The sequence below is a fragment of the Streptomyces lothianensis genome (assembly GCF_047779955.1).
Lineage (GTDB): Bacteria > Actinomycetota > Actinomycetes > Streptomycetales > Streptomycetaceae > Streptomyces.
The window spans coordinates 1-26,423 of sequence record NZ_JBLMKT010000044.1 but is presented as its reverse complement, the minus strand read 5'-3'; the positions used below and the strand labels follow the sequence as shown (position 1 = coordinate 26,423).

Here is a 26,423-nt window from a genome sequence, read left to right as displayed (position 1 = left end):
CCCTCCCTACGGGTGCTCGGGGACAGTGGTCAGCAGTGGCTCCGGGGATGTCTCGCCGGGCGGCGCCTCCATCGACGACACGGTGAGGACCAGGGCGAGCGCAACGGCGAGACCGATCCCCGCTGCCAGCAAGGCGCGCATGTCCGGCCCTCCTCCCGGAATCTGATATGGCGTCAGGGCTGGGGCACCGTAGCAACGCGGGGGCGATATGAGAACACGTGGCGCCGCCCCTGATCCGGGAAACGGACCAGGGGCGGCGCGGTGACGCGTGTGACGTTGTGTGCTGCGGGTGTGCGGTGCGGGGTGTGCGGTGCGGGGTGTGCCGCCGCCGTTACGGGGTCGTGGTCGGCGTCGGGCCGGGGGTCTGCGTCGGCTCCGGGCCGGGTTCGGAGCCCGGGTCCGGCGAGGGCGACTCGGCGGCCTCCACCTTCAGCTCGATGTCCAGCTTGCCGCCACCGGGCGCGAGCAGCCGCAGGGTGTACGTACCGACCGTGCCATCGGCGTACACCTCGGGCAGCACGAGGGTGCCCTCGGGGCCGGTGGTGAGGGTGAGGCTGCGAATGGCCTCGCCCTCCGGGTCCTTGAAGTACGGGCCCGCCTCGCTCGGATCGCCTTCCGCGTTCTTGATCATCGTGGCGGTGATCTCGACATCCGGCGCGGCGACGCCGTCCAGCGTGGCCGTCACCTCCACGCTCCCGGCGAACTTGGCGCCCGGCGCACCGGTCAGCGTTGCGGTGGCGCTGGTCAGGGTGTCCGCCTGGCGTGCCGTGACGGTCGCGGTGAACTCCGCGGTGAGCACCCGCTCGCCGACCGTGGTGGTGGCGCGGATCGTGAACTCGCCCGTCCGCTCCCCCGCCTGCAGCGCGGGCGCGCTCGCCCGCCCGTCCGCACCGGTCCTGACCTCGGCCGTGCTGCTGCCGTCGAAGGAGGCCTCGGTCTCGCCGACGATCGTGAAGCGCACGAGGACCTCGGCGACGCCCGTGCCGGATTCCGTGACGGCCTTGACGGTGGGCGTGCCGGCGAAGTCGGTGCCCTCGGTGGCCGTGAAGGAACCGGCGCCCGCAGCGGCGAGTTCGGCGACGACCGGAGCCGGGTCGGGGTCGGTGGGGTCGGTGGGATCCGTCGGATCGGTGGGATCCGTCGGGTCCGTGGGCTCACCCGGGTCCGTGGGGTCCGTCGGATCGGTGGGCTTCTCCGGGTCCACCGGCTTCGACGGATCGGCCGGGTCCGAGGGATCGGTGGGCTTGGCGGACTCGCCGCCCGATCCGCCCGAAGGCTTGGTGTCCGTGCCGCCACCCGACGGCTTCCCACCGGACGGCTTCGTGCCGCCGCCCCCCGAGGCGGCCGGCGGCCGCGGGTCCGGAATCGCGTCGTCGTTCCGGTTGCCGGGCACCTCGCCCGTACCGTCCGGAACCCCCTGCACGCCGGTCTCGCGGTAGTGCTCCAGCCACGACATGACCGTGTTGTAGTAGTCCGTCGAATGGTTGTAGCTGAGGATGGCCTGCCGCAGTTCGTCCTCCTGCGCCAGGTCACGCCCGCCCGCACACAGGTACTTCCCGGCCGCGAGCGCCGCGTCGTACACGTTGTTCGGGTCCTGTCTGCCGTCCCCGTTGCCGTCCTGGCCCCATCTGGACCAGGTGTCGGGTATGAACTGCATCGGGCCCACGGCCCGGTCATGGGTCGTGTCGCCGTCGTAGAGACCACCGTCGGTGTCGGTGATCTTCGCGAAGCCGTTCCCGTTCAGCTGCGGACCGAGGATCGGTTTCGGCGTCGTGCCATGGGCATCGACCTTGCCGCCACGGGCGTGCCCCGACTCGACGTGGCCGATCGCGGCGAGCAGCTCCCAGGGAAGATTGCAGCCGGGATCATCGGCCCGCAGCGTCGTGGCGGCCCGCTGGTACGCGTCGAGGACGGTCTCCGGAATGCCCGAGCCCGCACCGTCGGTGGCGCCCGGCGCGTCCGGTTCGGCCGGATCCGGAGAGGAGAGCGGCGGCAGGTCCGTGTAGTACGAGTCGTCGCCCGGACCCGGCGGCGTCTCGGTGCTGCCGGTGGGCCGACGCTCGCCCGAGGGGAGGTCCGTCACCCCCGGGGCCTGCGAAGCCGACAGTGCGGCAAAGGCCGCCGCCGCCACCGCGGCAGCCGCCGTCGTCCTGCGCATCCGCTTCCCGAAGAGCGCTCGCATCCGTGCGGTTCCCCTCCCTTGTCCCACCCACGCGCATCATCGCACGCCAACGGACGCGACCATACGGCAAGTTCCTGTGCGCAGATACCGGTTCCTGTCCGGTTCATGGCTGGTTCGATGCGTGTGCGAACACGGAAACCACCGGGAACCGACGGGCCGCGCCGTTCGTCGTCGAACAGGATGCCGCCGCACACCCGCCGTTGGTGATGCCGTCTCCCCTACGCCCGCGAGGAGCCCCGTTGCCCTTCACCCTCAGCCATGCCGCCGCCGTACTGCCGTTGGTGCACCGGAACGGAGCCGGGCGCGGGCCACTGCTGCCCTCCGCCCTCGTCGCGGGATCCTTCGCACCCGATATGACGTACTTCGCGGCAAGTGTGCTGCCCGGGGCGATGGAGTTCGGCTCGGTCACCCACTCCTGGCCCGGAGTGCTCACCGTGGACATCGTGATCACGGCCCTGCTCGTGGCCGCGTGGCTGCTGCTCCGGGAACCGCTCGTCGCCCTGCTCCCCCGCGCCTGGCAGGGCCGGGTGCTCGGCCTCGTGCGCGGCCGTACCTGGCGATCGCGCCCACGCGGGCCGCTGCTCCTGTGGTTCGCCGTCTCCGCCGCGCTCGGCGCCGCGAGCCACACCGTGTGGGACGCGTTCACCCACCTCGACCGGTGGGGCATGCGGGTACTGCCGGTGCTCGGCGAGGAGATCGCCGGATCACCGCTCTACTGGTACCTGCAGTACGGCGGTTCGGCACTGGCCCTCATCGCCGTCACCTGCTTCGCACTCTCCGCGCTGCGCCGCTCCACCCACACCGCCACGGCCGGCGTCCCCCGCCTCAGCCGAGGCCACCGCATCGCCGCACTCGCCCTCATCGGCGGCTGCGTGCTGCTCGGCGCCGGCCACCGCACTCTGCGGTGGTGGCAACAGGTCGGCACACCCCGGGAAGCCTGGGAAGTCATCCCCACCCTCTGCTTCGGCTCCGGGGCGGGCCTCGTGGCCGGACTGCTCGCCTACGCGACGGCGGTCCGACTGCGGACGAGCCACCCCACCGACCCCGACACCCCCGTCAGCCCGCCATGCACCGCATCGCCCCACTCCGCGCCCTGGACCCACCGTCCCGATCAGCGGATGTCCGCCGGACCGTCACCCGGATCCCGGAAAGACTCCGTCGGGTCTCAGGGGAACTCCGTCACCTGAAGCATCGGCGCCACCCGACGGGCCTCGAACCAGGCGAGCTTGCGGCGCAACTGATCGGCACGCCACAGCACGGTCTCCAGGATCAGCGTCCTCGCGCCATGCGCCGGACCGTAGCCACGCCCCGCGTCCACCGAACACCACAGATCCTCGGCATCGTCGTGCACGGCGAGCGTCGCGGCCGCCGGGCGGGAGGACAGAGCCGCCCGGACCCCCTTGGACATCCGGGCGGCGAGCTGCGGATCACGCGGCGCACGACAGTCGGGAGCGAACGGCGCCACCGTCACGCCGCGGCGCACCGCCGCCCTCGCGAAAACCGCCGAAACCGGCGCGATCAACGCCGAGACGAAAGCCGCCCGCAGTGCGGGGCGCCGCTGCCGCACCGCACTGTGCCGCCTGCGTATACCGCGCCGGACCACGGCACGACGGGTACGCATGACCACCGCACGGCCGGTGCGCGTGACCACCGCGCGGCCCGAACGCGTGACAACGGCACAGCGCGACCGTATGACGGCAGCACGGCGCGTCCGTATTCGAAGATCCATGCAGGCCACGATGCCGCCGCCCGCAACGGACAGCCCGGAATCGGGGTCCGTTCGGGTGAGAGCCGACCGAAGGGCGGACCCCCGGCACGAGGCACGGAATCCCGGTCCCGCCGGGGACGCGACCTACTGGTCGCCGCCCTTGGCCGCCTTCTTCTCCTCGGAGTCCTCGATCACGGCCTCCGCCACCTGCTGCATCGAAAGCCGCCGGTCCATCGACGTCTTCTGGATCCACCGGAACGCGGCAGGCTCGCTCAGCCCGTACTCCGTCTGCAGAATGCTCTTCGCCCGGTCCACGAGCTTGCGCGTCTCCAGCCGCTGCGTGAGATCCGCGACCTCGCGCTCCAGTGTCTTCAGCTCCGTGTAGCGCGAGACCGCCATCTCGATCGCCGGCACCACATCGCCCTTGCTGAACGGCTTCACGAGATACGCCATCGCACCGGCGTCCCGCGCCCGCTCGACGAGGTCACGCTGCGAGAACGCGGTCAGCATCAGCACCGGGGCGATGCTCTCCTCGGTGATCTTCTCCGCGGCGCTGATCCCGTCCAGCTTCGGCATCTTCACATCGAGGATCACGAGATCGGGCTTGTGCTCACGGGCCAGCTCGATCGCCTGCTCACCGTCACCCGCCTCACCGACGACGGTGTACCCCTCCTCCTCCAGCATCTCCTTCAGGTCGAGCCTGATGAGGGCTTCGTCCTCGGCGATGACCACACGGGTCGTGAGCGGGGGCACGTGGGCGTTTTCGTCATCGGCGACGGGCTGGGGAGACTCGGGGGCGGTCACGTCGGACTCCTCGTGGCGGGGCAGGAACTGCTTTCCACGAGCGTACCCAGCTGCGGTAAGGTAGGGGCACGGCGGGTGAGTGCCTGCCTTCGTTTTGAAGGAGCCCCGGTAGCCCAGCGGTAGAGGCCATGGATTCAAAACCCATACAGCGTCGGTTCGAATCCGACCCGGGGTACTTTTCCTTCACTTTCAAGGTCGCCGACAGTCCGGGCGGGATGCGCCCCGGGCACTGAGCCCGATCCGCAGCGGCCGACCGTCTACCTCGGCTCCAGACGTACCACCACCGCCTTGCTCACCGGTGTGTTGCTGGTGTCCGCCGTCGCGTCCAGGGGGACCAGCACGTTGGTCTCCGGGTAGTACGCGGCCGCGCAGCCCCTTGCCGTCGGGTAGTGGACGACGCGGAAGCCGGGGGCGCGGCGCTCCACGCCGTCCTGCCATTCGCCGACGAGATCGACGTAGGAGCCGTCGGCGAGATCACCGAGGGCTGCGGCGTCTTCGGGGTTGACGAGGACGACGCGGCGGCCGTTCCTGATCCCGCGGTAGCGGTCGTCGAGGCCGTAGATGGTGGTGTTGTACTGGTCGTGCGAGCGCAGGGTCTGCAGGAGGAGCCGGCCGGCGGGCAGTCGGGGGTGCTCGACGGGGGCGGCCGTGAAGTTGGCCTTGCCGGTGGCCGTCGGGAAGCGGCGTTCGTCGCGTGGGGCGTGCGGAAGCGTGAAGCCCCCGGGGTGTGCGACGCGTGCGTTGAAGTTCTCGAAGCCGGGGATCACTGCGGCGATACGGTCCCGGATCGTCGCGTAGTCCTTCTGGAACTCCTCCCATGGTGTGCGGGAGTTCCGACCGAGGACGCGCCGGGCCAGGCGGGCGACGATGGCCGGTTCGGAGAGCAGGTGGGGGCTCGCGGGGGCGAGGCGGCCGCGTGAGGCATGCACCATCCCCATGGAGTCCTCGACGGTGACGAACTGTTCACCGCTGTCCTGGAGGTCCTTCTCCGTGCGGCCGAGAGTCGGCAGGATCAGAGCCCGTGCCCCGGTGACGGTGTGGGAGCGGTTGAGCTTCGTCGACACGTGGACGGTGAGGCGCGCGCGTCGCATCGCCGCTTCGGTGACGTCGGTGTCCGGGGAGGCGGCGACGAAGTTGCCACCCATGGCGAAGAAGACCTTCGCCTCGCCGTCGCGCAGGGCGCGGATGGCGCGGACGACGTCGAGGCCGTGGTGGCGCGGCGGGTCGAAGCCGAATTCCTTCTGCAGTGCGTCGAGGAATTCGGGGGCGGGGCGTTCGAAGATGCCCATGGTGCGGTCGCCCTGGACGTTGGAGTGGCCGCGCACGGGGCAGAGGCCGGCGCCGGGACGGCCGATGTTGCCGCGCAGGAGCAGGAAGTTGACGACTTCGCGGATGGTGGGGACGGCGTGTTTGTGCTGGGTGAGGCCCATGGCCCAGCAGACGACGGTGCGCTCGGAGGCGAGGACCAGGCGCAGTGCCTGATCGATCTGTTCGCGGGTGAGGCCGGTGGCGGTGAGGGTCTCCTCCCAGTCGGCTTCGCGTGCGGCGGCCGCGAAGTCCTCGTAGCCGTGGGTGTGTTCGCGCACGAACGCTTCGTCGACCGCGCCGTCCGTCTCCAGGATGAGTCTGTTGAGGAGGCGGAAGAGGGCTTGGTCGCCGCCGAGGCGGATCTGGAGGAAGAGATCGGTGAGGGCGGTGCCCTTGAGCATGCCCTGGGGGGTCTGGGGGTTCTTGAAGCGCTCCAGGCCCGCTTCGGGGAGCGGGTTGACGGTGACGATCTTCGCTCCGCGCTCCTTGGCCTGTTCGAGGGCGGAGAGCATGCGGGGGTGGTTGGTGCCGGGGTTCTGTCCGGCGACGATGATCAGGTCGGCCTGGTGGAGGTCTTCGAGGAGCACGCTGCCCTTGCCGACGCCGATGGTTTCGACGAGGGCCGAGCCGGAGGACTCGTGGCACATGTTGGAGCAGTCGGGGAGGTTGTTGGTGCCGTATTCGCGGGCGAAGAGCTGGTAGAGGAAGGCGGCCTCGTTGCTGGTGCGCCCCGAGGTGTAGAAGACGGCCTCGTCGGGTGAGGCGAGGGCGTCGAGTTCCTCGGCGATGATGTCGAAGGCGCGTTCCCAGGTGACGGGCTCGTAGTGGTCGGCGCCTTCGGGCAGGTACATGGGCCGGGTGAGCCGGCCTTGCTGGCCGAGCCAGTAGCCGCTGCGGTGGGCGAGGTCACCGACGGGGTGGGCGACGAAGAAGTCGGGGGTGACGCGGCGCAGCGTCGCCTCCTCGGCGACGGCTTTGGCGCCGTTCTCGCAGAACTCGGCCTTGTGGCGGTGTTCCGGTTCGGGCCAGGCGCAGCCGGGGCAGTCGAAGCCTTCCTTCTGGTTGACCCGCAGCAGGGTCAGTGCGGTGCGTTTCACGCCCATCTGCTGCTGTGCCATGCGCAGTGTGTGTCCGATGGCGGGCAGCCCTGCGGCGGCGTGCTGGGGCGCCGCGACCTCGGGTGCGTCCTGTACGGGATCGCCTGCGGGGGGCTTGGCTGCCATGACCGTTCTCCTTCGAGCGGATGCCTCTGTACGGGTACGGGGCCGGCGCCTGCCGCGGTGCCGCCGTGGTCCGGGTACTGCTTCCGATCCTGCCACGCGGGGGTGAGGGGGATCACGCCGAGTGGAGGTCCGGGGTGAGGTGGTGAGGGCGGAGCTCAGGTGTGCTGTGTGCGCCGCGGAGCGGTGCGGCCCGCCTCAGCGCGGAGCGGTCCGCCTCAGCGCGGAGCGGTCCGGAGTGTCAGTGGGGCGTGGGAGGATCGGGGACGTGGCAGAGAAGACAGCGAACCAGTCGAAGAAGCAGTCCCGACCGCGCCTGATGCTCATGGACGGGCATTCGCTCGCCTACCGGGCGTTCTTCGCGCTGCCCGCGGAGAATTTCACGACGGCGACGGGCCAGCCCACGAACGCGATCTATGGTTTCGCCTCGATGCTGGCGAACACGTTGCGTGACGAGCAGCCCACGCATTTCGCGGTGGCCTTCGACGTCTCGCGCAAGACGTGGCGCTCGGAGGAGTTCCCGGAGTACAAGGCGAACAGGTCGAAGACTCCGGATGAGTTCAGGGGCCAGGTTGAGCTGATCGGCGAGCTGCTCGACGCGATGGATGCGGATCGTTTCGCGGTGGACGGTTTCGAGGCGGATGACATCATCGCCACGCTGGCCACGCAGGCGGAGGCCGCCGGTTTCGAGGTTCTGATCGTCACGGGTGACCGTGATTCCTTCCAGCTGGTCACCGAGCACACCACGGTGCTGTATCCGACGAAGGGCGTCTCGGAACTGACCCGGTTCACTCCGCAGAAGGTGCAGGAGAAGTACGGTCTGTCGCCTTCGCAGTATCCGGACTTCGCGGCGCTGCGCGGCGACCCCTCGGACAATCTGCCGGGCATCCCGGGCGTCGGCGAGAAGACGGCGGCGAAGTGGATCAACCAGTTCGGTTCGTTCGCCGAGCTGGTGGAGCGGGCCGAGGAGGTCAAGGGCAAGGCGGGGGCCAATCTGCGCGAGCATCTGGAGTCGGTGAAGACGAACCGCCGGCTCACCGAGATGGTCCGCGACGTGGAGCTGCCCAAGTCCGCCACGGATCTTGAGCGCCGCCCGTATGACCGCAAGGCGCTTGCGATGGTCCTCGACACCCTGGAGATCCGTAATCCTTCGCTGCGCGAGCGGCTGCTTGCGGTGGACCCGGGTGCCGAGGAGGCCGAGGAGTCCCCGGCGGCGCCCGGTGTCGAGGTCGACGGCGAGGTGCTGTCCACCGGCGAGCTGAAGCCGTGGCTCGATGCGCACGGCGATCAGCTGCTCGGGCTCGCGAGTGTGGACGCGTGGGCGCTGGGCACGGGTTCGGTCGCGGAGGTGGCGCTGGCCGCGGGCGACGGCGCGGCCGCCTGGTTCGATCCCTCGCAGCTCGACGAGGCCGACGAACAGGCCTTCGCGCGGTGGCTGGCGGATGCCGGGAAGCCGAAGGTGCTGCACAACGCGAAGAACGTGCTGCGGGTGTTCGCCGAGCATGGCTGGCCAGTCGAGGGCATCGCGATGGACAGTGCGCTGGCCGCGTATCTGGTGAAGCCTGGTCGTCGTTCGTTCGCGCTCGATGCTCTGTCCCTGGAGTATCTGGGGCGTGAGCTGGCGCCTGCCTCGGCCGCCGAGGGGCAGTTGGCGTTCGGCGCGGAGGAGAGCGCCGAGGCCGATGCTCTGATGCATCAGGCCCGGACGATCCTCGATCTGGGCGAGGTCTTCGCCGGGAGGCTGCAGGAGGTGGGTGCGGCCGAGTTGCTCACGGACATCGAGCTGCCCACGTCGCTGCTGCTCGCGCGGATGGAGCGTTCGGGTATCGCCGCCGACCGTGCCCATCTGGAGGCGATGGAGCAGCAGTTCGCCGGTGCGGTGCAGCAGGCGGTGAAGGAGGCGCATGCCGCGGCGGGGCACGAGTTCAATCTCGGTTCGCCCAAGCAGCTGCAGGAGGTGCTGTTCGCGGAGCTGGGTCTGCCGAAGACAAAGAAGACGAAGACCGGCTATACGACGGATGCGGACGCACTGGCGTGGCTGGCCACGCAGACGGACAACGAGCTGCCGGTGATCATGCTGCGTCACCGTGAGCAGGCGAAACTGCGGGTGACGGTCGAGGGTCTGATCAAGACGATCGCGGCGGACGGCCGGATCCACACCACGTTCAGCCAGACGGTCGCGGCGACGGGCCGGCTCTCCTCCACGGAGCCGAATCTGCAGAACGTACCGGTCCGTACCGACGAGGGCCGGGCGATCCGCCGGGGTTTCGTGGTGGGCGAGGGCTTCGAGTCGCTGATGACGGCGGACTACAGCCAGATCGAGCTGCGCGTGATGGCGCATCTCTCGGAGGACGAGGGGCTCATCGAGGCCTTCACCTCGGGTGAGGATCTGCACACCACCGTCGCCTCGCAGGTCTTCTCGGTGGCGAAGTCCGAGGTCGACGCGGAGATGCGCCGCAAGATCAAGGCCATGTCGTACGGCCTTGCGTATGGCCTGTCGGCCTTCGGTCTCTCGCAGCAGCTGAACATCGAGGCAGGTGAGGCGCGTGCGCTGATGGACACCTACTTCGAGCGTTTCGGCGGTGTGCGGGACTATCTGCACCGGGTGGTGGACGAGGCCAGGGCGACGGGCTACACGGCGACGATGCTGGGCCGCCGCCGCTATCTCCCGGATCTCAACAGCGACAACCGGCAGCGGCGTGAAGCGGCCGAGCGGATGGCGTTGAACGCGCCGATCCAGGGCACGGCCGCCGATATCGTCAAGATCGCGATGCTGGATGTGGACAAGGCCCTGCGGGCGGAGCAGCTGACGTCCCGTCTGCTGCTGCAGGTGCACGACGAAGTCGTGCTGGAGATCGCGCCGGGTGAGCGGGATGCGGTCGAGGAGCTGGTGCGCCGGGAGATGTCCGGGGCGGTGCAGCTGCGGGCACCGCTGGATGTGTCGGTGGGCGTGGGTCCCGACTGGGAGTCTGCCGCGCACTGAGCCGGGCACTGGGCCCGGCCCTGGGCCCGGCCCTGGGCCGGGTCCGGGGTCAGCCCCTGGGCCGGGTCCGGGGTCAGCCCCTGAGCCGCGTGTGCGCCAAGGGCCCCTTCCTCTCGTACGGACGGGAGGAAGGGGCCCTTGGCCGTGCAGGCGTGTGGTCGGGAGGGGTCAGTCCTCGCCGAGGTAGGCCTTGCGGACGGATTCGTCGTGGAGGAGGTCCTGTCCGCTGCCGGACAGGACGATCTTGCCGATCTCCATGACGTGTCCCTGGTCGGCGAGGGAGAGCGCCGCCTGGGCGTTCTGTTCGACGAGCAGGATCGTGGTACCGCGGGACTTGAGTTCGGCGATGGTCTCCATGATCTTCTGCATCATGATCGGCGAGAGGCCCATGGAGGGTTCGTCGAGCATGAGCAGTTTGGGCTGGGACATCAGCGCGCGGCCCATGGCGAGCATCTGCTGCTCACCGCCGGACAGGGTGCCGGCGGCCTGCTTGCGGCGTTCGCCGAGGATGGGGAAGAGGTCGTACGCGTACTGGATGTCGCGTTCGATGCCTTCCTTGTCGTCCCGCAGGTAGGCGCCGAGCTGGAGGTTCTCGGCGATCGTGAGGCGCGGGAAGATGTGGCGGCCTTCCGGCGAGTGGGCCAGGCCCAGTGCCACGATCTTGTGCGCGGGGACGCCCGCGAGCGGCTTCCCGTCGAAGGTGATCTTCCCGGCGAGCGGTTTGATCAGCCCGGACAGGGTGCGCAGTGTGGTGGTCTTGCCCGCACCGTTGGTGCCGATGAGGGTGACGACCTGACCGGCCTCGACGCTGAAGGAGATGCCCTTGACGGCTTCGATCTTGCCGTAGGCGACCTTGAGGTCTTCGACCTCGAGCAGTGCGGTCACTGGTCGTCCTCCGTGCGGGAGTCGGTGCTGGGTGCTGCTGCCTCCGCGGCCTCGGCTTCGGCTGCCTCGGCCTCGTGTTCGGCTTCGGCGGCTTGGACCTCGGCGGCCTCTTCGGCGCCGGGGGCTCCCTCGAAGGGGGTGCCGAGGTAGGCGGCGATGACGCGCTCGTCGCGCTGGACGACCTCGGGGGTGCCCTCGACGAGTTTCTCCCCCTGGACGAGGCAGGCGACCCGGTCGCAGAGGTTGAAGATGAAGCGCATGTCGTGCTCGATGACGAGTACGGCGATGCCCTGCTCGCGGATGGCGAAGATGAGTTCTTCCGCGGCCCGGGTCTCCTGGGGGTTCATACCGGCGGTGGGCTCGTCGAGGAGCAGCAGGCCGGGGTCGGAGGCCAGCGCGCGGGCGATCTCCAGCTTGCGCTGTTCGCCGTAGGGCAGGTTGCGCGCGAGGTGGCCCGCCTTGTGGGCGAGGCCGACGAACTCGAGGAGTTCCATGGCGCGTTCGTGGGAGGCGGCTTCGGCCTTCTTGAAGCCGGGGCCGCGCAGCAGCGCGGACCAGAGGCCTTCCTTGGTCCGGGTGTGGCGTCCGACGAGGACGTTCTCCAGGACGGTCATGTTGGGGAAGAGCCGGATGTTCTGGAAGGTGCGGGCGATGCCTGCCTTGGTGACCAGGTGCGGCTTGGCGGGCAGGACGGTGCCCTTGTAGCTGACCTTGCCCTCGGTGGGGACGTAGAGGCCGGTGAGGCAGTTGAAGAAGGTGGTCTTGCCGGCCCCGTTCGGGCCGATGAGACCGACGATCTCGCCGCTGTTGACGGTCAGCGACACCGAGCGGACGGCGGTGAGGCCGCCGAAGCGCATGGTGACATCGCGGGCGTCGAGGACCGTGGTCGCGGTGGCCGCGGTGGCTGTCGTGGTTTTGGTGGTCATGGTGTTCACGCCCCCGCCTTCGTGGCGCCGACGGTGTTCTCGGGCTCCCGCTGTTCGGGCACGTCGGGTTGGTCCGCCTCGTGGAACTCGAGCTGGGACCGCTTGTTGGCGACGAGGCCTTCGGGGCGGAAGCGCATCAGGAGGACCAGCGCGAGGCCGAAGAGGAGCAGCTGGAGTTCGCCGAGGAACTGCAGCTTGGCGGGGATGAGGTAGAGCAGTGCCGCGCCGATGAGCGGTCCGCTGATGGTGCCCATGCCGCCGAGGATGACGGCGGCGAGCAGGAAGGCGGAGTTGGGCGGTACGGAGTTGGCGAACTGGTACTGCTCGGGGGTGATGCTGTACTGGACGTGCGCCTGGACGGTGCCGGCGAGGCCGGCGAGGGTGGCGCCGAGGGCAAAGGCGATCAGCTTGACGCGGAAGCCGTTGATGCCCATGGCCGTGGCGGCGGTCTCGTCCTCGCGGATGGCGACCCAGGCACGTCCGATCCGGGAGTCTCCGGAGCGGCGGAACACCAGGACGACGACGGCAGTGACGAGCAGCATCAGCAGGAAGTAGTTGCTGGGCCTGCCGAGGGTGAAGCCGAGGATCTCGTGCTGCTCGCCGAAGTTGAAGCCGAACATCTCCAGGTTGGGGATGTTCGGGATGCCGTTGGATCCGTTGGTGACGTCGGGTCCGGTGTTCCCGTTCAGGTTGTTCATGGTGATGCGGAAGATCTCGCCGAAGCCGAGGGTGACGATGGCGAGGTAGTCGCCGCGCAGGCGGAGCGTCGGGGCGCCGATGAGCACACCGAAGATCAGCGAGGCGATCGCACCGGTGAGCAGGGCCGCCCAGAACGGGAAGTGCACGCCGATGGTCGACTGCGGGGATCCGGAGACCAGGGCGGCCGCGTAGGCGCCGACGCCGAGGAAGGCGACGTAGCCGAGGTCCAGGAGTCCGGCGAGGCCGACGACGATGTTCAGACCGAGTGCGACGGTCGTGAAGATCAGGATGTTCGTGCCGATGAGGGCGTAGGTGTCGTCGGTCTGGGTGAACGGGAAGCAGACGGCGGCGACGAAGGCCGCGGTCAGCGTGACGTTGCGGTGCTTGGCGGTGAGTGCGTTCACGCGGGCAAGGAGCCCGGAGCGGGAGATGGCGGCCGCGCCGAACAGGGCGGTGACCAGGGTGCCGATGAACAGTTCGGCCTCGGCGGCGATGCCGTAGGCGAGGACGTAGAGGCCGATGGCGAAGGCGGTGGCGATCGCCAGGATCTCCATCCAGCCGGGCAGTTCCTTGGCGGCCCGCTTGGGCTCGGGTGCCCTGGTGGCGGCGCGCAGCCGGTGCCAGGGGTTGGGCGCGGCTTCCTCGGGGGCGATCTCGGAAGGCAGGGCGAGTGCGCCGATGACGGCGATGAGCGCGCCGATGCCGGAGATCCATGCGCCGGGTTCGAGGTTGACCACGCCGCCGAGTTCGTAGGCGATGGAGCCCATGGCGTAGCCGGCGGTGAGGAGGGTGCCGAGGGCGGTCAGCAGGATGGGGCTGTTCTTGCCGCCGGGGGTCAGCCAGCCGAGGCCGCGCAGGCCCTGGGCGGACAGCGCGAACAGGAGGGTGAGCAGGGCGCCGGTGAGGGTGACGACCTGGAGTTCGGCGGGGTAGCCCCAGACGGTCAGATCGCCCGGGTAGGCGCTGGTCCAGGTCCAGGGCATCATCGTGCCGGCGAAGACGAGGACGGCTCCGGCGAGGACGCCGATGCGCGCGGCGGCAGGGGGCAGCTGGATGACCGGCGTGCCGACGGTGGTCTTGGCGGGAGAGGTCGTCATGGGGATCACGCCCTGTCCGCGACGCGTTCGCCGAGCAGGCCCTGTGGCCTGAACAGCAGGAACAGGATGAGCAGGATGAAGGCCCAGACGCTGGCCCAGGACTGGGCGCCGAACTGCTCCAGGCCGGGGATGGCGTCGATGTAACCGGTGGAGAGGGCTTCGGCGAGGCCGAGGACGATGCCACCGAGCATGGCGCCGTAGATGTTGCCGATGCCGCCGAGCACGGCCGCCGTGAAGGCCTTGAGGCCCATCAGGAAGCCCATCTTGAAGCCGATCTGGCCGAAGTGCAGGGCGTATCCCATGGCTGCGACGGCGGCGAACGCGGCGCCGATCGCGAAGGCCAGGAGGATGATGCGGTCGGTGTTGATGCCCATCAGCTTGGCGGTGTCGGGGTCCTGCGCGGTGGCCTGCATACCGCGGCCGGAGCGCGTCTTGTTGACGAACCAGCCCAGCGCGATCATGCACAGGGGTGCGCTGATCAGGATGAACAGGTCGTTGCGGCTGATGTTGGCGCCGAGGATTTCGAGGGGGGCGCCGGAGAACTGCGGGAAGGGGATGTCCTTGGTGGCGCCCGGGTAGGCGTACCAGACCAGTTGCTGGAGGAAGAGCGAGAGGCCGATGGCGGTGATCAGCGGCGCGAGCCGTGGTCCGCCGCGCAGCGGTTTGTAGGCGAATCTCTCGGCGCCGACGCCTACGAGGACGGACCAGATGATGCCGAAGACGAGCATGAGGGGGAGCAGGACCAGTAGCGGGGTGCTGTCCGGCATCCACAGGAAGATCGTGAAGGCCCCGAAGCCCCCGATCATGAATATCTCGCCGTGGGCGAAGTTGATGAGCTGGACGATGCCGTAGACCATCGTGTAGCCGATCGCGATGAGACCGTACATCGCGCCGAGGATGAGTCCATTGGCCAGCTGCTGCGGCAGTTCGTTCACCGCAAGGCCTCCGTGGAATGGTTCGGATATGGCGCCGCGCGGGAGCGCTGGTGGCGCTCCCGCGCGGTCTGGGTCAATGCAGGTGGTGCCGGGAGGGCGTGCGGATTACTTCTCGACGGTCCCGGACTTCTGGTCCTTCCAGTCGCCGCCCTCGACCTTGTACGCGGTCAGGAGGGTGTTGGTGGTGTCGCCGTACTCGTCGAAGGCGATCTCACCGGTGGCGCCGTTGAACTTGACCTCATCCATGGCCTTGAGAACCTGCTCGCGGCTCGGAAGGCTGTTGTCGTTGGCCTCGTAGGCGACCTTGATCGCCTCGAGGAGCGCCCTGGTGGCGTCGTAGGTCAGGCCGCCGTAGGCCTCGTAGGGCTCCGAGTAGCCGCCCGCGTTGTAGTCCTCGATGAACTTCTTGGCGGAGTCGAGCTTCTCGGTGGGCGCGCCGACCGAGGTGGCGAGGTCGCCCTCGGCCTTCTTGTTGATCTTGATGAACTCGCCACTGAAGATGCCGTCGCCGCCCATCAGCGGGATGTTCGCGCCGGCGGCCTTGATCTGCTGGCTGAGCGGTGCGGCGGCCGGGTACTCGCCGCCGTAGTAGACGCCCTTGGCGCCGGACTCCTTGACCTTGGTGGCCACGGCGTTGAAGTCGCGCTCCTCGGGGTTCACGTGGTCGGTGCCCACGATCTTGCCGCCGAGCTCGGTGAAGTTGGCCTTGAAGGAGGCCGCGAGACCGGCGCCGTAGGTCTTCTGGTCGTCGATCAGGTAGACCTCCTTGAGGCCCGCCGTGTTGTACATGTAGTCAGCGGCGAAGGCGCCCTGGTTGGCGTCGGTGGTGGCCGTGCGGAAGAAGGTCGCGAACGGGCGCTTCTTCTCGCCGGACTTCCAGTTGTCGCCCTGGGTCAGCTCGGTACCGGTGTTGGCCGGCGAGATCTGGACCAGTTTGGCGTCGTTGAAGGGCTTCTGCATCGACTGCGAGACGCTGGAGTTCAGCGGGCCGATGACGCCCAGGACGTCCTTGTCGTTGATGAACGACACGGCGTTCTGCTGGCCGACGGAGGGCTGCGCCTGGTCGTCCTTGGCGTCCAGCTTGAAGGTGACGCCGTCGATCAGCTTCTCTTCGTTGGCCTGCTTGATCGCAAGGTCGGCGGAGTTCTTCATGCCGAGACCGAGGGCCGAGAGGTCACCGGTCAGCGGGGCGTCGAATCCGATGGTGACGGTGACGTTCTCCCCGCCACCGCCGCCACCCTTGCTGTCGTCGCGCGAACCACAGGCAGTGAGGGTGAGGGCTCCGGTGGTCAACACCGAGGTGAGTATGAGCAAGGAGCGGTTACGCACGATGGGTCCTTTCCCTGGCGCCGGCCTGCCCTCGGCGTGAGGGGGCCGTACTGATCGCCGGGCCGTACTGGTGGTGGTACAGGGCCGTGCATTTCAGTTCGCGCCCGGCGGCGCGGTGACTGGCCGTGACTCTAAGCGCAGGTGGCGGGCCCCGGGACAGCGGAAGAGCAGATGTGACTCTCTTGTTATCCGGGTTTGATTTCGGGCGGAACAGGGCGGGCCAATCGGACTTCTCACCCCCCTCGCAAAGGACCACATGCTGAGAACTGGCAGTTCCGCTCAGGTGCTTGAGGGGATCTTGCTCCTGACAGCCCGGACGGGAATCCTGCGGACCGAATAAGGGATTCCGGTAATTCCGGAGATCGTTTGCGGCGGGAACAGAATGTGTTCGAAGGCCCCATTCTGATTACTCAGGGTAATTACGCCTGTGGGCTCGCGGAGGGTTCGCGCCAGATGCCCTCGCTCGGCCTGCCCGAGCGGTAGCGCTCCCCGCAGCCCTGCGCCACGCGCTCGTCGAGCACCTTCAGCGCGGCCTCCTCGCCGGCACGTTCGCGCTCCCGAATCGCCGCGTCGACCGCGGCGAGCAGGATCTCGTTCTGCCCGTTGGACAGGCCCTTCTGCATGAAGTCCCGCCCCGAGGTGGGCCGTTCGAGGAAGACCTCTTTCGCCCAGTAGCCGACGAGTGCGATGCAGATCTCCGTATCGGAACTGGTACGCGGAGAAGGGGCCGGTACGGCACGGTTGTCTTCTGTGCCCGAACAACCGCCCAGAAGCAGCGTGATGACGCACAGGGCCGCCGGAGCGAAGAGCGCGCGGATTGCGGCGGCTTGCCTCATATCCGGGGAAGATAGGGCGGGTTGGCGGCGGTGGGCAAGAGGTGTGCCGGGGAGGCCGGGCGGCCGGACGCGGAAGGGGCGCCCCGGTCGGCCGGGGCGCCCCTTCGGGGTGCTGAGCTGCTCGCCGCGCGCGGGGTGCGTCAGCCGCGTACGCGTGCCTCGTCGCTCGGGTTCACGTCCCGCAACAGGCAGGTCAGGCGTGCCGTGCAGACGCGGCGGTCCTGCTCGTCGGTGATGACGATCTCGTACGTGGCCGTGGAGCGGCCCCGGTGGACCGGCGTCGCCACACCGGTGACCAGGCCCGAGCGGACCCCGCGGTGGTGGGTGCAGTTCAGGTCGACACCGACGGCGATCTTGTTGGTGCCGCCGTGCAGCATCGAGCCGACCGAGCCGAGGGTCTCGGCGAGCACCGCGGAGGCGCCGCCGTGCAGGAGTCCGTACGGCTGGGTGTTGCCCTCGACCGGCATGGTGCCCACGACGCGGTCGGCAGCGGCCTCCTTGATCTCGACGCCCATGCGGGTGCCGAGGTCGCCCGCCGAGAAAAGGGCGGGCAGGTCCACGCCGAGGGCCGCGTACTCGTCGATGACTTCCTGCGGGAACTTGACGTGGTTGGTTTCGCCCATGGGCCCGGCTCCTGTTCCTCGGTGTGCGGTACACCGGTTTCATATCAGGGGTGGGGTTGCCCTTGGGGATGCGGGGGCGTGGTTGTGGGGCGGCCACCCGCCGTGGGGGCGCGGGATCCGATGCCGGTTGCGGGCCGGTGGTCCGTCCTCGCGCAGTTCCCCGCGCCCCCTCATTCGTTCCCCGTGCCCCCTCATTCGTTCCCCGTGCCCCCTCATTCGTTCCCCGTGCCCCCGATTCCCCCCCGATGGCGGCCCCTAGTGCCCCTCGCCGATGCGGTGGACGCGGACCAGGTTGGTCGAGCCGGGGACGCCCGGGGGTGAGCCCGCGGTGATGACGACCACGTCGCCGGGGCTGCAGTGGCCGTGCTTCAGGAGGAGGTCGTCGACCTGGGCGACCATCGCGTCGGTGGAGTCGACCTCCGGGCCGAGGAAGGTCTCGACGCCCCAGGTCAGGTTCAGCTGGGAGCGTGTGGCCGGGACCGGGGTGAAGGCCAGGAGGGGGATCGGGGAGCGGTAGCGGGAGAGGCGCTTGACCGTGTCGCCGGACTGGGTGAAGGCGACCAGGTACTTGGCGCCGAGGAAGTCGCCCATCTCGGCGGCCGCGCGGGCCACCGCGCCTCCCTGGGTGCGGGGCTTGTTGCGCTCGGTGAGCGGCGGCAGGCCCTTGGCGAGGATGTCCTCCTCCGCCGCCTCGACGATGCGGCCCATGGTGCGGACCGTCTCGATCGGGTATGAGCCGACGCTGGTCTCGCCGGAGAGCATCACCGCGTCCGTGCCGTCGATGACGGCGTTGGCGACGTCGGAGGCCTCGGCGCGCGTGGGCCGGGAGTTGTCGATCATCGAGTCGAGCATCTGCGTGGCCACGATGACCGGCTTCGCATTGCGCTTGGCGAGCTTGATGGCGCGCTTCTGGACGATCGGCACCTGCTCCAGGGGCATCTCCACGCCGAGGTCGCCGCGGGCGACCATGATGCCGTCGAAGGCGGCGACGATGTCGTCGATATTCTCGACGGCCTGGGGCTTTTCGACCTTGGCGATGACGGGCAGCCTGCGGCCCTCCTCGCGCATGATGCGGTGCACGTCGTTGGCGTCGCGGCCGCTGCGGACGAAGGACAGGGCGATGACATCGGCGCCGGTGCGCAGGGCCCAGCGGAGGTCTTCCTGGTCCTTCTCGGAGAGCGCGGGGACGGAGACGGCCACGCCGGGCAGGTTGAGGCCCTTGTGGTCGGAGACCATGCCGCCCTCGACGACGCGGGTCCGCACACGGGGGCCGTCGACGGCGGTGACTTCGAGGCACACCCTGCCGTCGTCGACGAGGATGCGCTCGCCGGCGGTGACGTCGGCGGCGAGTCCGCCGTAGGTGGTGCCGCAGGTCTGACGGTCGCCTTCGACGCCCTCCTCGACGGTGATGGTGAACTCGTCGTCGCGTTCGAGGAGCACCGGGCCTTCGCTGAAGCGGCCGAGGCGGATCTTCGGTCCTTGAAGGTCGGCGAGGACGCCGACGCTGCGGCCGGTCTCCTCGGAGGCCTTCCGCACGCGCGCGTAGCGCTCCTCGTGTTCGGCGTAGGTGCCGTGGCTGAGGTTGAAGCGGGCCACGTCCATTCCGGCTTCGACCAGGGCCTTGATCTGGTCGTATGAGTCGGTGGCTGGCCCCAGGGTACAAACGATCTTTGCTCGGCGCATACTTCGAGCCTAGGCCTTACCGGCGGGTAGAGAATTGGCTGGGCATGACTACTCAACAACCTTTACGTGAAAGGCTATTGACAAGTGTTGAATTGTGCGGTGCCGCGCTCCGATGAGCATTTCCCGTACGGATACCGGCCCTTGGTCGCTCGATTGCGCGGACCTGCATTCATTTGTTGACCGCATGAATCCGCCGAACCGACCGAACGAGCCGAGTCGGCCGAAGACGCCAAATCCGCTGAATCCGCCGAACCAGCCGAATCCGTCACAGCTGCGGCGGATGCATCGTGAAGCGGGCGTTCACCAGAGCCTGCACGGTCTGGCGTCGAGGTTCGAGGTCGATGGGCGCGGCCGCCATCTCCTCGGCCGCCCCTGCTCCCCCGGCGGAGACCCGGCGCACATGTGCCGCGTCGAAGTTCGCACCGCCGTGGCGCTCGGCGCCCAGATCGGCCAGCTCGACGAGCGCGGCGAGCCGGGTGTCGAGAGCGGCCGCGTACTCGCGGGCCCGCTTGACCGCCTCCCGTACGGCCTGGCTGCGCGCCTCGCCGCGCACGGGCGAGTCGGGGCGCAGCTCCCAGAAGGGGCCGTCCACCGAGGTCAGTTCCAGGTCGGCGAGGCGGGTGACGAGTTCGCCGAGCGCCGTGAAGTCGCCGAGTACGGCGGTGAGGCGGACATGCCCGTGGTAGGAGCGGATGTTCTCGCCGCGCCCCTTGCCGGAGAACCGGGGGCGCAGCGAGAAGGATCCGGTCTCCAGCTTCTCGACGGCGTCGGCGTAGGACTTGATCAGGTCGATGACCGCCGCGTTGCGCCGGGTGAGGTCGTCGAGGGCCTGGCGCCGGTCGCGGTCACGGGAGCTGACCGTGACATGGATCCGGGCGACCTCGGGGTCCACTTCGAGCCGCGCCTCCCCGGTGACGGCGAGGCGCGGCGACTCGGGCGTTCCGTACGGTGTGAAGTCCGTGTCCTGCTCCATGGCTGGCTCCCCCTGAGCGGCTGGGCGAAGGCGTTGCCGTCACTCTCGCACCCGGGGGCGGTCGAGGGCAGCCCAGCCCCGTACGCGTCCCCGTACACGTCCCCGTACGGGGCTCAACCGGATCAGCCCTTCAGCGGCACGAGGCTGCTCTCCCGTAGCCGCCCCGGTCCCCCGCCCTGCCCCTGTCCGTCGGACAGCAGCCCGAAGGTGGTGAAGGCGGTGCGCTCGGGCAGCGTGTAGGGCTCGTTGCCCGTCAGGGAGTTGAGGATGCCGGCGGAGCGCCAGGCCATGAGGCCGAGGTCGGGTGCGCCGACACCGTGGGTGTGCCGTTCGGCGTTCTGCACGTAGACGGAGCCGCTGACCGAGGGGTCGAGGAGCAGCCGGTGGTCCTCGCTGATCCGCGGCCGCTCGCTCGCGTCGCGCCGCAGATACGAGCCGAGGCCCGAGAGCACCTGGTCGAGCGGGCGCTCGCGGTAGCCGGTGGCGAGGACGACGGCGTCGGTGGCGAGGCGGGAGCGGGTGCCCTGCTGTACGTGTTCGAGGTGCAGCTCGATGCTGGTGGAGGCGATGCGTCCTGCGGTGCGCACGCTGACGGCGGGCGTGAGGGTGGCATCGGGCCAGCCGCCGTGCAGGCTGCGGCGGTAGAGCTCGTCGTGGATGGCGGCGAGGGTCTCGGAGTCGATGCCCTTGTGCAGCTGCCACTGTGCGGGGACGAGGCGGTCGCGTACGGCTTCGGGCAGGGCGTGGAAGTAGCCGGTGTAGTCGGGCGTGAAGTGTTCGAGGCCCAGCTTGGAGTACTCCATGGGCGCGAAGGCCTCGGTGCGGGCGAGCCAGTGGATCCGTTCGGCGCCCGCCGGGCGGGATTTGAGCAGGTCGAGGAAGACCTCGGCGCCCGACTGGCCCGCGCCGACGACGGTGACATGGCCGGCTTCGAGGAGGTCCGCGCGGTGTTCGAGGTAGTCGGCCGCGTGGAACACGGGGACGCCGGGGGCTTCGGCGAGCGGTCGCAGCGGTTCGGGTACGTGGGGTGCGGTGCCGACGCCGAGGGCGATATTGCGGGTGTACGTACGGCCGAGGGCTTCGGCTTCGCCTTCGGCGTCGAGCTGGGTGAAGTCGACCTCGAACAGGGAGCGTTCGGGGTTCCAGCGCACGGCGTCGACCTGGTGGCCGAAGTGCAGGCCGGGCAGCTGTCCGCTGACCCAGCGGCAGTACGCGTCGTATTCGGCGCGCTGGATGTGGAATTTCTCTGCGAAGTAGAAGGGGAAGAGCCGCGCCTGTTCGCGCTGGTAGTTGAGGAAGGACCAGGGGCTCGTGGGATCGGCGAGGGTCACCAGGTCGGCGAGGAAGGGCACTTGGAGGGTGGCGCCTTCGATGAGGAGCCCCGGATGCCAGTGGAAGCCGCGTCTCTGCTCGTAGAACGCGGTCCGCAGCCCGGTGAGCGGGTGGGCGAGCGCCGCGAGTGACAGGTTGGACGGTCCGATGCCGATGCCCACGAGGTCCCGGGGCTCTTCGTGGGCTGGTGCAGGGGTGATCATCGGCGGGTGTGTCCTTCCACAAGGTGCAGCAGTGCGGCGAGGTCGCCGCTTCGGGTGTACGGGTTGAGCAGGGTGGCCTTGAGCCAGAGCCGCCCGTCGAGGCGGGCCCGGCCGAGCACGGCGCGGCCTTCGGTGAGCAGGGTCCGGCGTACGTGTGCGAGGACGTGATCGCCCCCGTCGGGAGCGGAATCGGGAGCGGAATCGGGAGCGAAATCGGCTCCGCGCGGCCGGAACAGGACGGTGCTGAGGGCGGGCCGGTCGTACAGCTCGAAGCCGGGGTGCTGCTCGATCAGGCCGGCGAAGTCCTGGGCCAGTGCGCAGACCCGGTCGACGAGCTCCCCCATGCCCTCGCGGCCGAGGGCGCGCCAGGTGACGGCGGTCTTGAGGATGTCGGCGCGGCGGGTGGTGCGCAGGGAGCGGCCGAGGAGGTCGGGGAGTCCGGCCTCGGTGTCGTCCTCGGCGTTGAGGTAGTCGGCGCGGTGCCCGAGCGGCGCGAGGTCGGCTGCCGCGCGTACGGCGAGGAAGCCGGCGGCGACCGGCTGCCATCCGAGTTTGTGGAGGTCGAGGGCGACCGTGTGGGCGCGGTCGAGGCCGCGGAGTGTGTTCCGGTGGCGGCTGCTGAAGAGCAGTCCGCCGCCGTAGGCGGCGTCCACGTGCAGGCGGGCCCCGTGCCGGGCGCACAGGCCGGCGATCTCGTCGAGGGGGTCGATGAGTCCGGCGTCGGTGGTGCCGGCGGTGGCGGCGACGAGTTTGGGTCCGGGCAGTTCGGTGAGCGCCTCGTCGAGGGCTGCCGGGTCGATGACCCCGGCGGGCGCGGGCACGGTGACGGGCTCGGGCAGGCCGAGCAGCCAGGCGGCGCGGTGCAGCGAGTGGTGGGCGTTGGCGCCGGTCAGGAGCTGGACGGGGCCGAGGAGTTCGCGGGCGAGGAGCAGGGCGAGCTGGTTGGCCTCGGTGCCGCCGGTGGTGGTGAGGGCGTCGGGGGCGGCGGCCTCCTCGCCGTAGACCTCGTGGGCGATCGCGCGGGTCACCCGGCCTTCGAGGACGGAGGCGGCGGGTGCCTGGTCCCAGGAGTCCAGGGAGGAGTTGAGCGCGGAGGCCGCGAGGTCCGCGGCGGCGGCCACCGCGAGTGGCGGGGCGTGCAGGTGGGCCGCGCAGAGCGGGTCGGCGGGGTCGGCGGCACCGGCCGCGAGGAGGCTGACGAGGGTGTGCAGCGCCTCGTCGGCGCCTCGCCCCCGCTCCGGGAGCACCGCATCGAGCGCTTTGGCGACGTGCTGTTCGACGGCCTGGGGCCCGCCCTCGGGCAGCGGCCCCCCACGGTCGGCGGCGCCCTCCGTCAGTGCGTCGAGGACGGTGTTCAGCAGCGGCCGCAGGGCGTCGGGGCCGGTGGTGCCTCCGGCCAGGGGCGGGCTGCTGCTCATAGGACGTCCTTCGCGGAAGTGATCAGTGCGGGACATCCAGCGTGCAGTGCGGTGTGCGGTGGTGCCCGAGGAGAAGAACGAGCACAACTCGAAAGGGGTACTGCCGTGCGGAGAAAAGCAGTTGAGGTGGTATGGAGCGCCTGTTGGGCGAGGGAAACGCCCCGCATGCACCGGGGGCGGCCGCGAGCGTACGAAGGGGGCGCCGGTCCACCGACCGGCGCCCCCTCGGCCAGGGAGTGCCCGGCGGATCATGCCGGACGCCCCCTGGTACAGCTCAGGCCTGACGCACCCGGAGCGCGCGGGCCAGGTCGTCCATGTGATCGGCCAGGCGGCGGCGCAGCTGCGCGGGCATGGCTTCACCGGCCAGACACCGCTCCCCCAGTTCGAGGGTCTCCGGCTCGACGACGATGGTGGGGACGGCGTGGCGGCCGATCCCGTCGGCGAGGGCGGGCCCGCGGCGGCGGCCGGTGGCGGGCGCCTCGGTGAAGAAGCGGCTGACGTACGGGCGGACCAGGTCGCGCTGTTCGGGCTGCCAGAAGCCCTGGGCCGTGGCGGCGAACAGGTAGTTGGAGAGCTCGTCGGCACCGCCGAACATCGCCTCCCAAGCGGCCTGCTTCGCCGCCGGATCGGGCAGTGCGGCACGGCAGCGGGCCGCGCCCTCCTGCCCGGTGGCGCTCGGGTCGTGCACCAGCTCGGCCTCGATCACCGCATCGTCGACGGCGCCGAGCACGGCGAGCCGGGTGAGCATGCGCCAGCGCAGCTCGGGGTCGAGCTCGGGGCCGCCGGGCACGGTTCCCTCGTCGAACCAGGCCCGGATGACGTCGGCTCGCTGCGCGTGGTCGATGAAGTGGCGTACGGCGGTGAGGCGGGCGCCGGGCGCGGAGCCGTCCTCGGTGAGCCGGATGATGTCCTCGCACAGGTCGGAGAGGAGGCCGAGCGCGGCGGGTCGGTCCTCGGGTGCGAGGTAGCGGTCGGCGACCTGGGAGCCGGCGAAGGCGAGGACGCCCTGCACGATCGCGAGATCGGTCTCCTGCGGGAGGTGGGCGCGGGCGGCCTCCAGGTAGCGCTTCGGGTCGAGTTCGCCGTCGCGCACCATGTCGCGCAGCGCGTTCCACACGACGGCCCGGTTCAGCGGGTCGGGGATGCCACAGACCCCGCGCAGGGCGGTCTCCTCGGACTGCTCGTCGAAGCGGATCTTCGCATACGTGAGGTCCTGGTCGTTGAGGAGAACGAGCGCGGGCCTGCGGCCGGGGCGTGAGGTCTCGGCGCGTTCCTCGGCGAGGTCGAGTTCGAAGCGCTCGCGCAGCACGAGGGCGCGGGCCTCGTGCAGGTCGTGGTCGTAGGCCGCGACGGAGATGCGGTGCGGGCGGCTGCCTTCGCGGGTGACGGCGAGGTGCCAGGAGTTGCCGCTCCCGGTGACCGTCGGGACCAGCTTGTCGACGCCCGTGGTGCCCAGCCAGACATCGGCCCAGGCGCGGACGTCGCGGTCGGTGGCGGAGGACAGGTTCTCGATGAAGTCGTCGAGTGTGGCGTTGTCGAACTTGTGCCGCGCGAAATGCGCGTTGATGCCGGCGGTGAAGTCCTTCTCGCCCAGCCAGGCGACGAGCTGGCGCAACGCGGAGGCACCCTTCGCGTACGAGATGCCGTCGAAGTTGGCCATCGCGGAGCCGGTGTCGGGCACGAGCTCCGGCTCCGGGGCGACCGGGTGGGTGGAGGGCCGCTGGTCGCTGTCGTAGCCCCAGGTCTTGCGGGAGATGCCGAAGTTGGTCCAGGTGTCGGTGAACCGTGTGACCTCGGACGTGGTCTGGTATCCCATGTACTCGGCGAAGGACTCGTTCAGCCAGATGTCGTCCCACCAGCGCAGCGTGACCAGGTCGCCGAACCACATGTGGGCCATCTCGTGGGCGATGACCATGATGCGGTTCTGCCGCTCGGTGTCGGTGACGGCGGAGCGGTAGACGAACTCGTCGCGGAAGGTGACGAGGCCCGGGTTCTCCATCGCGCCCATGTTGAACTCGGGGACGAAGGCCTGATCGTACGAGTCGAAGGGGTAGGGCTCGGTGAACTTCTCGTGGTAGCGGTCGAAGAGGGCCTTGGTGGCATCCAGGATCTCGTCCGCGTCGGCGTCCAGGTGGGGCGCGAGCGAGCGGCGGCAGTGGATGCCGAAGGGCAGGCCGCGGTGCTCGGTGCGCACCGAGTGGTACGGGCCCGCGGCGAGCGCGGCGAGGTATGTGGAAATCCGCGGGGTGTCGGCGACGGTCCAGCGGCCGCCGCCCTCGTCCTTGGCGATGCCGTTGCCGAGGACGGTCCAGCGCTCGGGGGCGGTGACGGTGAAGGCGAAGACGGCCTTCAGATCGGGCTGGTCGAAGACGGCGAAGACGCGCTGGGCCTCGTCCATGCACAGGTTCGAGTACAGGTATGTCTCGCCGTCGGTGGGGTCGGTGAAGCGGTGCATGCCCTCGCCGGTGTGCGAGTAGCGCATCTCGGAGTCGACGGTGAGCTCGTGCTCGCCGGCGGTGAGGTTCCGCAGCGGGAGGCGGCTGTCGTCGTACGACTCCGGGTCGAGGGGGTGTCCGTCCAGGGTGGCCTCGCGGAGCTTGGCGGCCTTCAGGTCGACGAAGGTGTCTCCGGCCTCGCGGGCCGTGAACCGGATGACGGTCCGGGCGTCGAAGGTCTCCTCACCGCCGGTGAGGTCGAGGTCGACCTCGTAGCGGTGGATGTCGAGGAGGCGGGCACGGGTCTGCGCTTCGTCGCGCGTCAGTACGGACATGGGGACATGCTGCCTGATGCGGAAGGCGGGTCACAGAGGGGGCCGGGTGTCCGTGAGGTGGTCACGGGCGCGGTGGGAGGGCGTGGGCACGTAGGCTCGCCTCTCATGAGCACGCGTGACTCCTCCGCCACCGATCCCCAGGTCCTCGCCGAGCTGGGGCGGCTTCGGGACAGTATCGACAATATTGATGCCGCCGTGGTGCACATGCTCGCCGAGCGGTTCAAGTGCACCCAGCAGGTCGGGCATCTCAAGGCCGCCCACCAGCTTCCGCCCGCGGACCCCTCTCGCGAGGCCCAGCAGATCGCGCGGCTGCGCGGCCTCGCGGAGAGCGCGAAGCTCGATCCGGCCTTCGCGGAGAAGCTGCTCAACTTCATCATCTCCGAGGTGATCCGCCACCACGAACAGATCGCGGACGCGACGGACCGCTGAGCCGGGGGGGTGCCCGTCACCGGGAGGTGCCCGTCACCGGGAGGTGCCCGTCACCGGGAGGTGCCCGTCACCGGGAGGTG

Annotated in this window: 20 protein-coding genes and 1 tRNA gene; 4 read left to right on the top strand and 17 right to left on the bottom strand. The window is 69.8% G+C overall.

The window, feature by feature from the left end; all coding sequences use genetic code 11:
• Positions 1 to 6 precede the first annotated feature (6 nt).
• Both ACLF6P_RS16160 and ACLF6P_RS16155 read right to left on the bottom strand, forming a co-directional pair.
• Positions 7 to 141 carry an SPW_0924 family protein gene (locus tag ACLF6P_RS16160; RefSeq protein WP_415951016.1) on the bottom strand — a complete coding sequence of 45 codons (135 nt, stop codon included), beginning with the start codon at positions 139 to 141 and terminating at the stop codon, positions 7 to 9.
• 190 nt (positions 142 to 331) lie between these two features.
• Entirely contained in the window at positions 332 to 2,182 is a 1,851-nt protein-coding gene (locus ACLF6P_RS16155) for a lytic transglycosylase domain-containing protein (RefSeq protein ID WP_415951015.1), read from the bottom strand.
• 239 nt (positions 2,183 to 2,421) lie between these two features.
• Here ACLF6P_RS16155 and ACLF6P_RS16150 point away from each other — a divergent pair, with 239 nt between their 5' ends.
• Positions 2,422 to 3,369, top strand: coding sequence for a DUF4184 family protein (locus tag ACLF6P_RS16150; protein WP_415951014.1), 948 nt, complete (start codon positions 2,422 to 2,424; stop codon positions 3,367 to 3,369).
• Here ACLF6P_RS16150 and ACLF6P_RS16145 read toward each other — a convergent pair.
• Complete coding sequence (locus tag ACLF6P_RS16145) at positions 3,348 to 3,749, bottom strand: hypothetical protein (RefSeq protein WP_415951013.1); 402 nt, start codon at positions 3,747 to 3,749, stop codon at positions 3,348 to 3,350. The genes ACLF6P_RS16150 and ACLF6P_RS16145 overlap by 22 nt on opposite strands.
• Positions 3,750 to 4,034: 285 nt before the next feature.
• Positions 4,035 to 4,694 (bottom strand): ANTAR domain-containing response regulator, encoded by a 660-nt coding sequence (locus ACLF6P_RS16140; RefSeq protein WP_415951012.1) that lies wholly within the window; start codon positions 4,692 to 4,694, stop codon positions 4,035 to 4,037.
• A 102-nt stretch (positions 4,695 to 4,796) separates the two neighbouring features.
• On the opposite strand from ACLF6P_RS16140, the gene ACLF6P_RS16135 reads away from it, so the two are divergent.
• Positions 4,797 to 4,869: transfer RNA gene (locus tag ACLF6P_RS16135), tRNA-Leu, on the top strand.
• An 82-nt stretch (positions 4,870 to 4,951) separates the two neighbouring features.
• Here ACLF6P_RS16135 and ACLF6P_RS16130 read toward each other — a convergent pair.
• On the bottom strand, positions 4,952 to 7,225 hold the full coding sequence (locus ACLF6P_RS16130) for an FdhF/YdeP family oxidoreductase (RefSeq protein WP_415951011.1): 2,274 nt from the start codon (positions 7,223 to 7,225) through the stop codon (positions 4,952 to 4,954).
• 316 nt (positions 7,226 to 7,541) lie between these two features.
• On the opposite strand from ACLF6P_RS16130, the gene polA reads away from it, so the two are divergent.
• A complete protein-coding gene (gene polA / locus ACLF6P_RS16125; RefSeq protein WP_415951051.1) occupies positions 7,542 to 10,205 on the top strand; it encodes a DNA polymerase I in 2,664 nt (887 codons plus the stop codon).
• A 168-nt stretch (positions 10,206 to 10,373) separates the two neighbouring features.
• Here the strand turns inward: polA and ACLF6P_RS16120 are convergent, their stop codons facing one another.
• The 12 genes from ACLF6P_RS16120 to pepN all read right to left on the bottom strand — a co-directional run bounded on the left by ACLF6P_RS16120 (position 10,374) and on the right by pepN (position 25,914).
• A complete protein-coding gene (locus ACLF6P_RS16120; protein ID WP_415951010.1) occupies positions 10,374 to 11,090 on the bottom strand; it encodes an ABC transporter ATP-binding protein in 717 nt (238 codons plus the stop codon).
• On the bottom strand, positions 11,087 to 12,016 hold the full coding sequence (locus tag ACLF6P_RS16115) for an ABC transporter ATP-binding protein (protein WP_415951050.1): 930 nt from the start codon (positions 12,014 to 12,016) through the stop codon (positions 11,087 to 11,089). The genes ACLF6P_RS16120 and ACLF6P_RS16115 overlap by 4 nt, the downstream gene beginning before the upstream one ends.
• Before the next feature lie 5 nt (positions 12,017 to 12,021).
• Positions 12,022 to 13,812: a branched-chain amino acid ABC transporter permease gene (locus ACLF6P_RS16110; RefSeq protein ID WP_415951008.1), complete on the bottom strand. Its 1,791-nt coding sequence runs from the start codon at positions 13,810 to 13,812 to the stop codon at positions 12,022 to 12,024.
• 5 nt (positions 13,813 to 13,817) lie between these two features.
• On the bottom strand, positions 13,818 to 14,747 hold the full coding sequence (locus ACLF6P_RS16105) for a branched-chain amino acid ABC transporter permease (protein WP_415951007.1): 930 nt from the start codon (positions 14,745 to 14,747) through the stop codon (positions 13,818 to 13,820).
• 105 nt (positions 14,748 to 14,852) lie between these two features.
• Entirely contained in the window at positions 14,853 to 16,061 is a 1,209-nt protein-coding gene (locus ACLF6P_RS16100; protein ID WP_415951049.1) for a branched-chain amino acid ABC transporter substrate-binding protein, read from the bottom strand.
• 434 nt (positions 16,062 to 16,495) lie between these two features.
• Positions 16,496 to 16,912, bottom strand: coding sequence for a hypothetical protein (locus tag ACLF6P_RS16095; RefSeq protein WP_415951006.1), 417 nt, complete (start codon positions 16,910 to 16,912; stop codon positions 16,496 to 16,498).
• Between the two features lie 140 nt (positions 16,913 to 17,052).
• The gene (locus ACLF6P_RS16090; protein WP_415951005.1) at positions 17,053 to 17,535 is read right to left on the bottom strand and encodes a PaaI family thioesterase; all 483 of its coding nucleotides are present in this window, start codon (positions 17,533 to 17,535) and stop codon (positions 17,053 to 17,055) included.
• Positions 17,536 to 17,790: 255 nt separating this feature from the next.
• Positions 17,791 to 19,218, bottom strand: a complete 1,428-nt coding sequence (pyk, locus tag ACLF6P_RS16085; protein WP_415951004.1) for a pyruvate kinase — start codon at positions 19,216 to 19,218, stop codon at positions 17,791 to 17,793.
• 265 nt (positions 19,219 to 19,483) lie between these two features.
• Entirely contained in the window at positions 19,484 to 20,191 is a 708-nt protein-coding gene (locus ACLF6P_RS16080; RefSeq protein ID WP_415951003.1) for an SIMPL domain-containing protein, read from the bottom strand.
• A 122-nt stretch (positions 20,192 to 20,313) separates the two neighbouring features.
• Positions 20,314 to 21,726: a lysine N(6)-hydroxylase/L-ornithine N(5)-oxygenase family protein gene (locus ACLF6P_RS16075; protein ID WP_415951002.1), complete on the bottom strand. Its 1,413-nt coding sequence runs from the start codon at positions 21,724 to 21,726 to the stop codon at positions 20,314 to 20,316.
• The gene (locus ACLF6P_RS16070; protein WP_415951001.1) at positions 21,723 to 23,144 is read right to left on the bottom strand and encodes a pyridoxal phosphate-dependent decarboxylase family protein; all 1,422 of its coding nucleotides are present in this window, start codon (positions 23,142 to 23,144) and stop codon (positions 21,723 to 21,725) included. Before ACLF6P_RS16070 ends, ACLF6P_RS16075 begins: the two co-directional genes overlap by 4 nt.
• Positions 23,145 to 23,418: 274 nt before the next feature.
• Positions 23,419 to 25,914 (bottom strand): aminopeptidase N, encoded by a 2,496-nt coding sequence (pepN, locus tag ACLF6P_RS16065; RefSeq protein ID WP_415951000.1) that lies wholly within the window; start codon positions 25,912 to 25,914, stop codon positions 23,419 to 23,421.
• A gap of 105 nt (positions 25,915 to 26,019) precedes the next feature.
• Between pepN and ACLF6P_RS16060 the strand changes: the two genes are divergently transcribed.
• Positions 26,020 to 26,343, top strand: coding sequence for a chorismate mutase (locus tag ACLF6P_RS16060; protein WP_415950999.1), 324 nt, complete (start codon positions 26,020 to 26,022; stop codon positions 26,341 to 26,343).
• The last annotated feature ends 80 nt before the right edge of the window (positions 26,344 to 26,423 follow it).

Bases quoted from the DNA above. Each gene is read 5' to 3' on its own strand.
- ACLF6P_RS16080 (WP_415951003.1), bottom strand. From the start codon at position 20,191: ATGGAGCAGGACACGGACTTCACACCGTACGGAACGCCCGAGTCGCCG.
- polA (WP_415951051.1), top strand. From the start codon at position 7,542: ATGCTCATGGACGGGCATTCGCTCGCCTACCGGGCGTTCTTCGCGCTG.
- ACLF6P_RS16060 (WP_415950999.1), top strand. From the start codon at position 26,020: ATGAGCACGCGTGACTCCTCCGCCACCGATCCCCAGGTCCTCGCCGAG.
- pepN (WP_415951000.1), bottom strand. From the start codon at position 25,914: ATGTCCGTACTGACGCGCGACGAAGCGCAGACCCGTGCCCGCCTCCTC.
- ACLF6P_RS16155 (WP_415951015.1), bottom strand. From the start codon at position 2,182: ATGCGAGCGCTCTTCGGGAAGCGGATGCGCAGGACGACGGCGGCTGCC.
- pyk (WP_415951004.1), bottom strand. From the start codon at position 19,218: ATGCGCCGAGCAAAGATCGTTTGTACCCTGGGGCCAGCCACCGACTCA.
- ACLF6P_RS16115 (WP_415951050.1), bottom strand. From the start codon at position 12,016: ATGACCACCAAAACCACGACAGCCACCGCGGCCACCGCGACCACGGTC.
- ACLF6P_RS16095 (WP_415951006.1), bottom strand. From the start codon at position 16,912: ATGAGGCAAGCCGCCGCAATCCGCGCGCTCTTCGCTCCGGCGGCCCTG.
- ACLF6P_RS16075 (WP_415951002.1), bottom strand. From the start codon at position 21,726: ATGATCACCCCTGCACCAGCCCACGAAGAGCCCCGGGACCTCGTGGGC.
- ACLF6P_RS16160 (WP_415951016.1), bottom strand. From the start codon at position 141: ATGCGCGCCTTGCTGGCAGCGGGGATCGGTCTCGCCGTTGCGCTCGCC.
- ACLF6P_RS16090 (WP_415951005.1), bottom strand. From the start codon at position 17,535: ATGGGCGAAACCAACCACGTCAAGTTCCCGCAGGAAGTCATCGACGAG.
- ACLF6P_RS16110 (WP_415951008.1), bottom strand. From the start codon at position 13,812: ATGACGACCTCTCCCGCCAAGACCACCGTCGGCACGCCGGTCATCCAG.
- ACLF6P_RS16070 (WP_415951001.1), bottom strand. From the start codon at position 23,144: ATGAGCAGCAGCCCGCCCCTGGCCGGAGGCACCACCGGCCCCGACGCC.
- ACLF6P_RS16130 (WP_415951011.1), bottom strand. From the start codon at position 7,225: ATGGCAGCCAAGCCCCCCGCAGGCGATCCCGTACAGGACGCACCCGAG.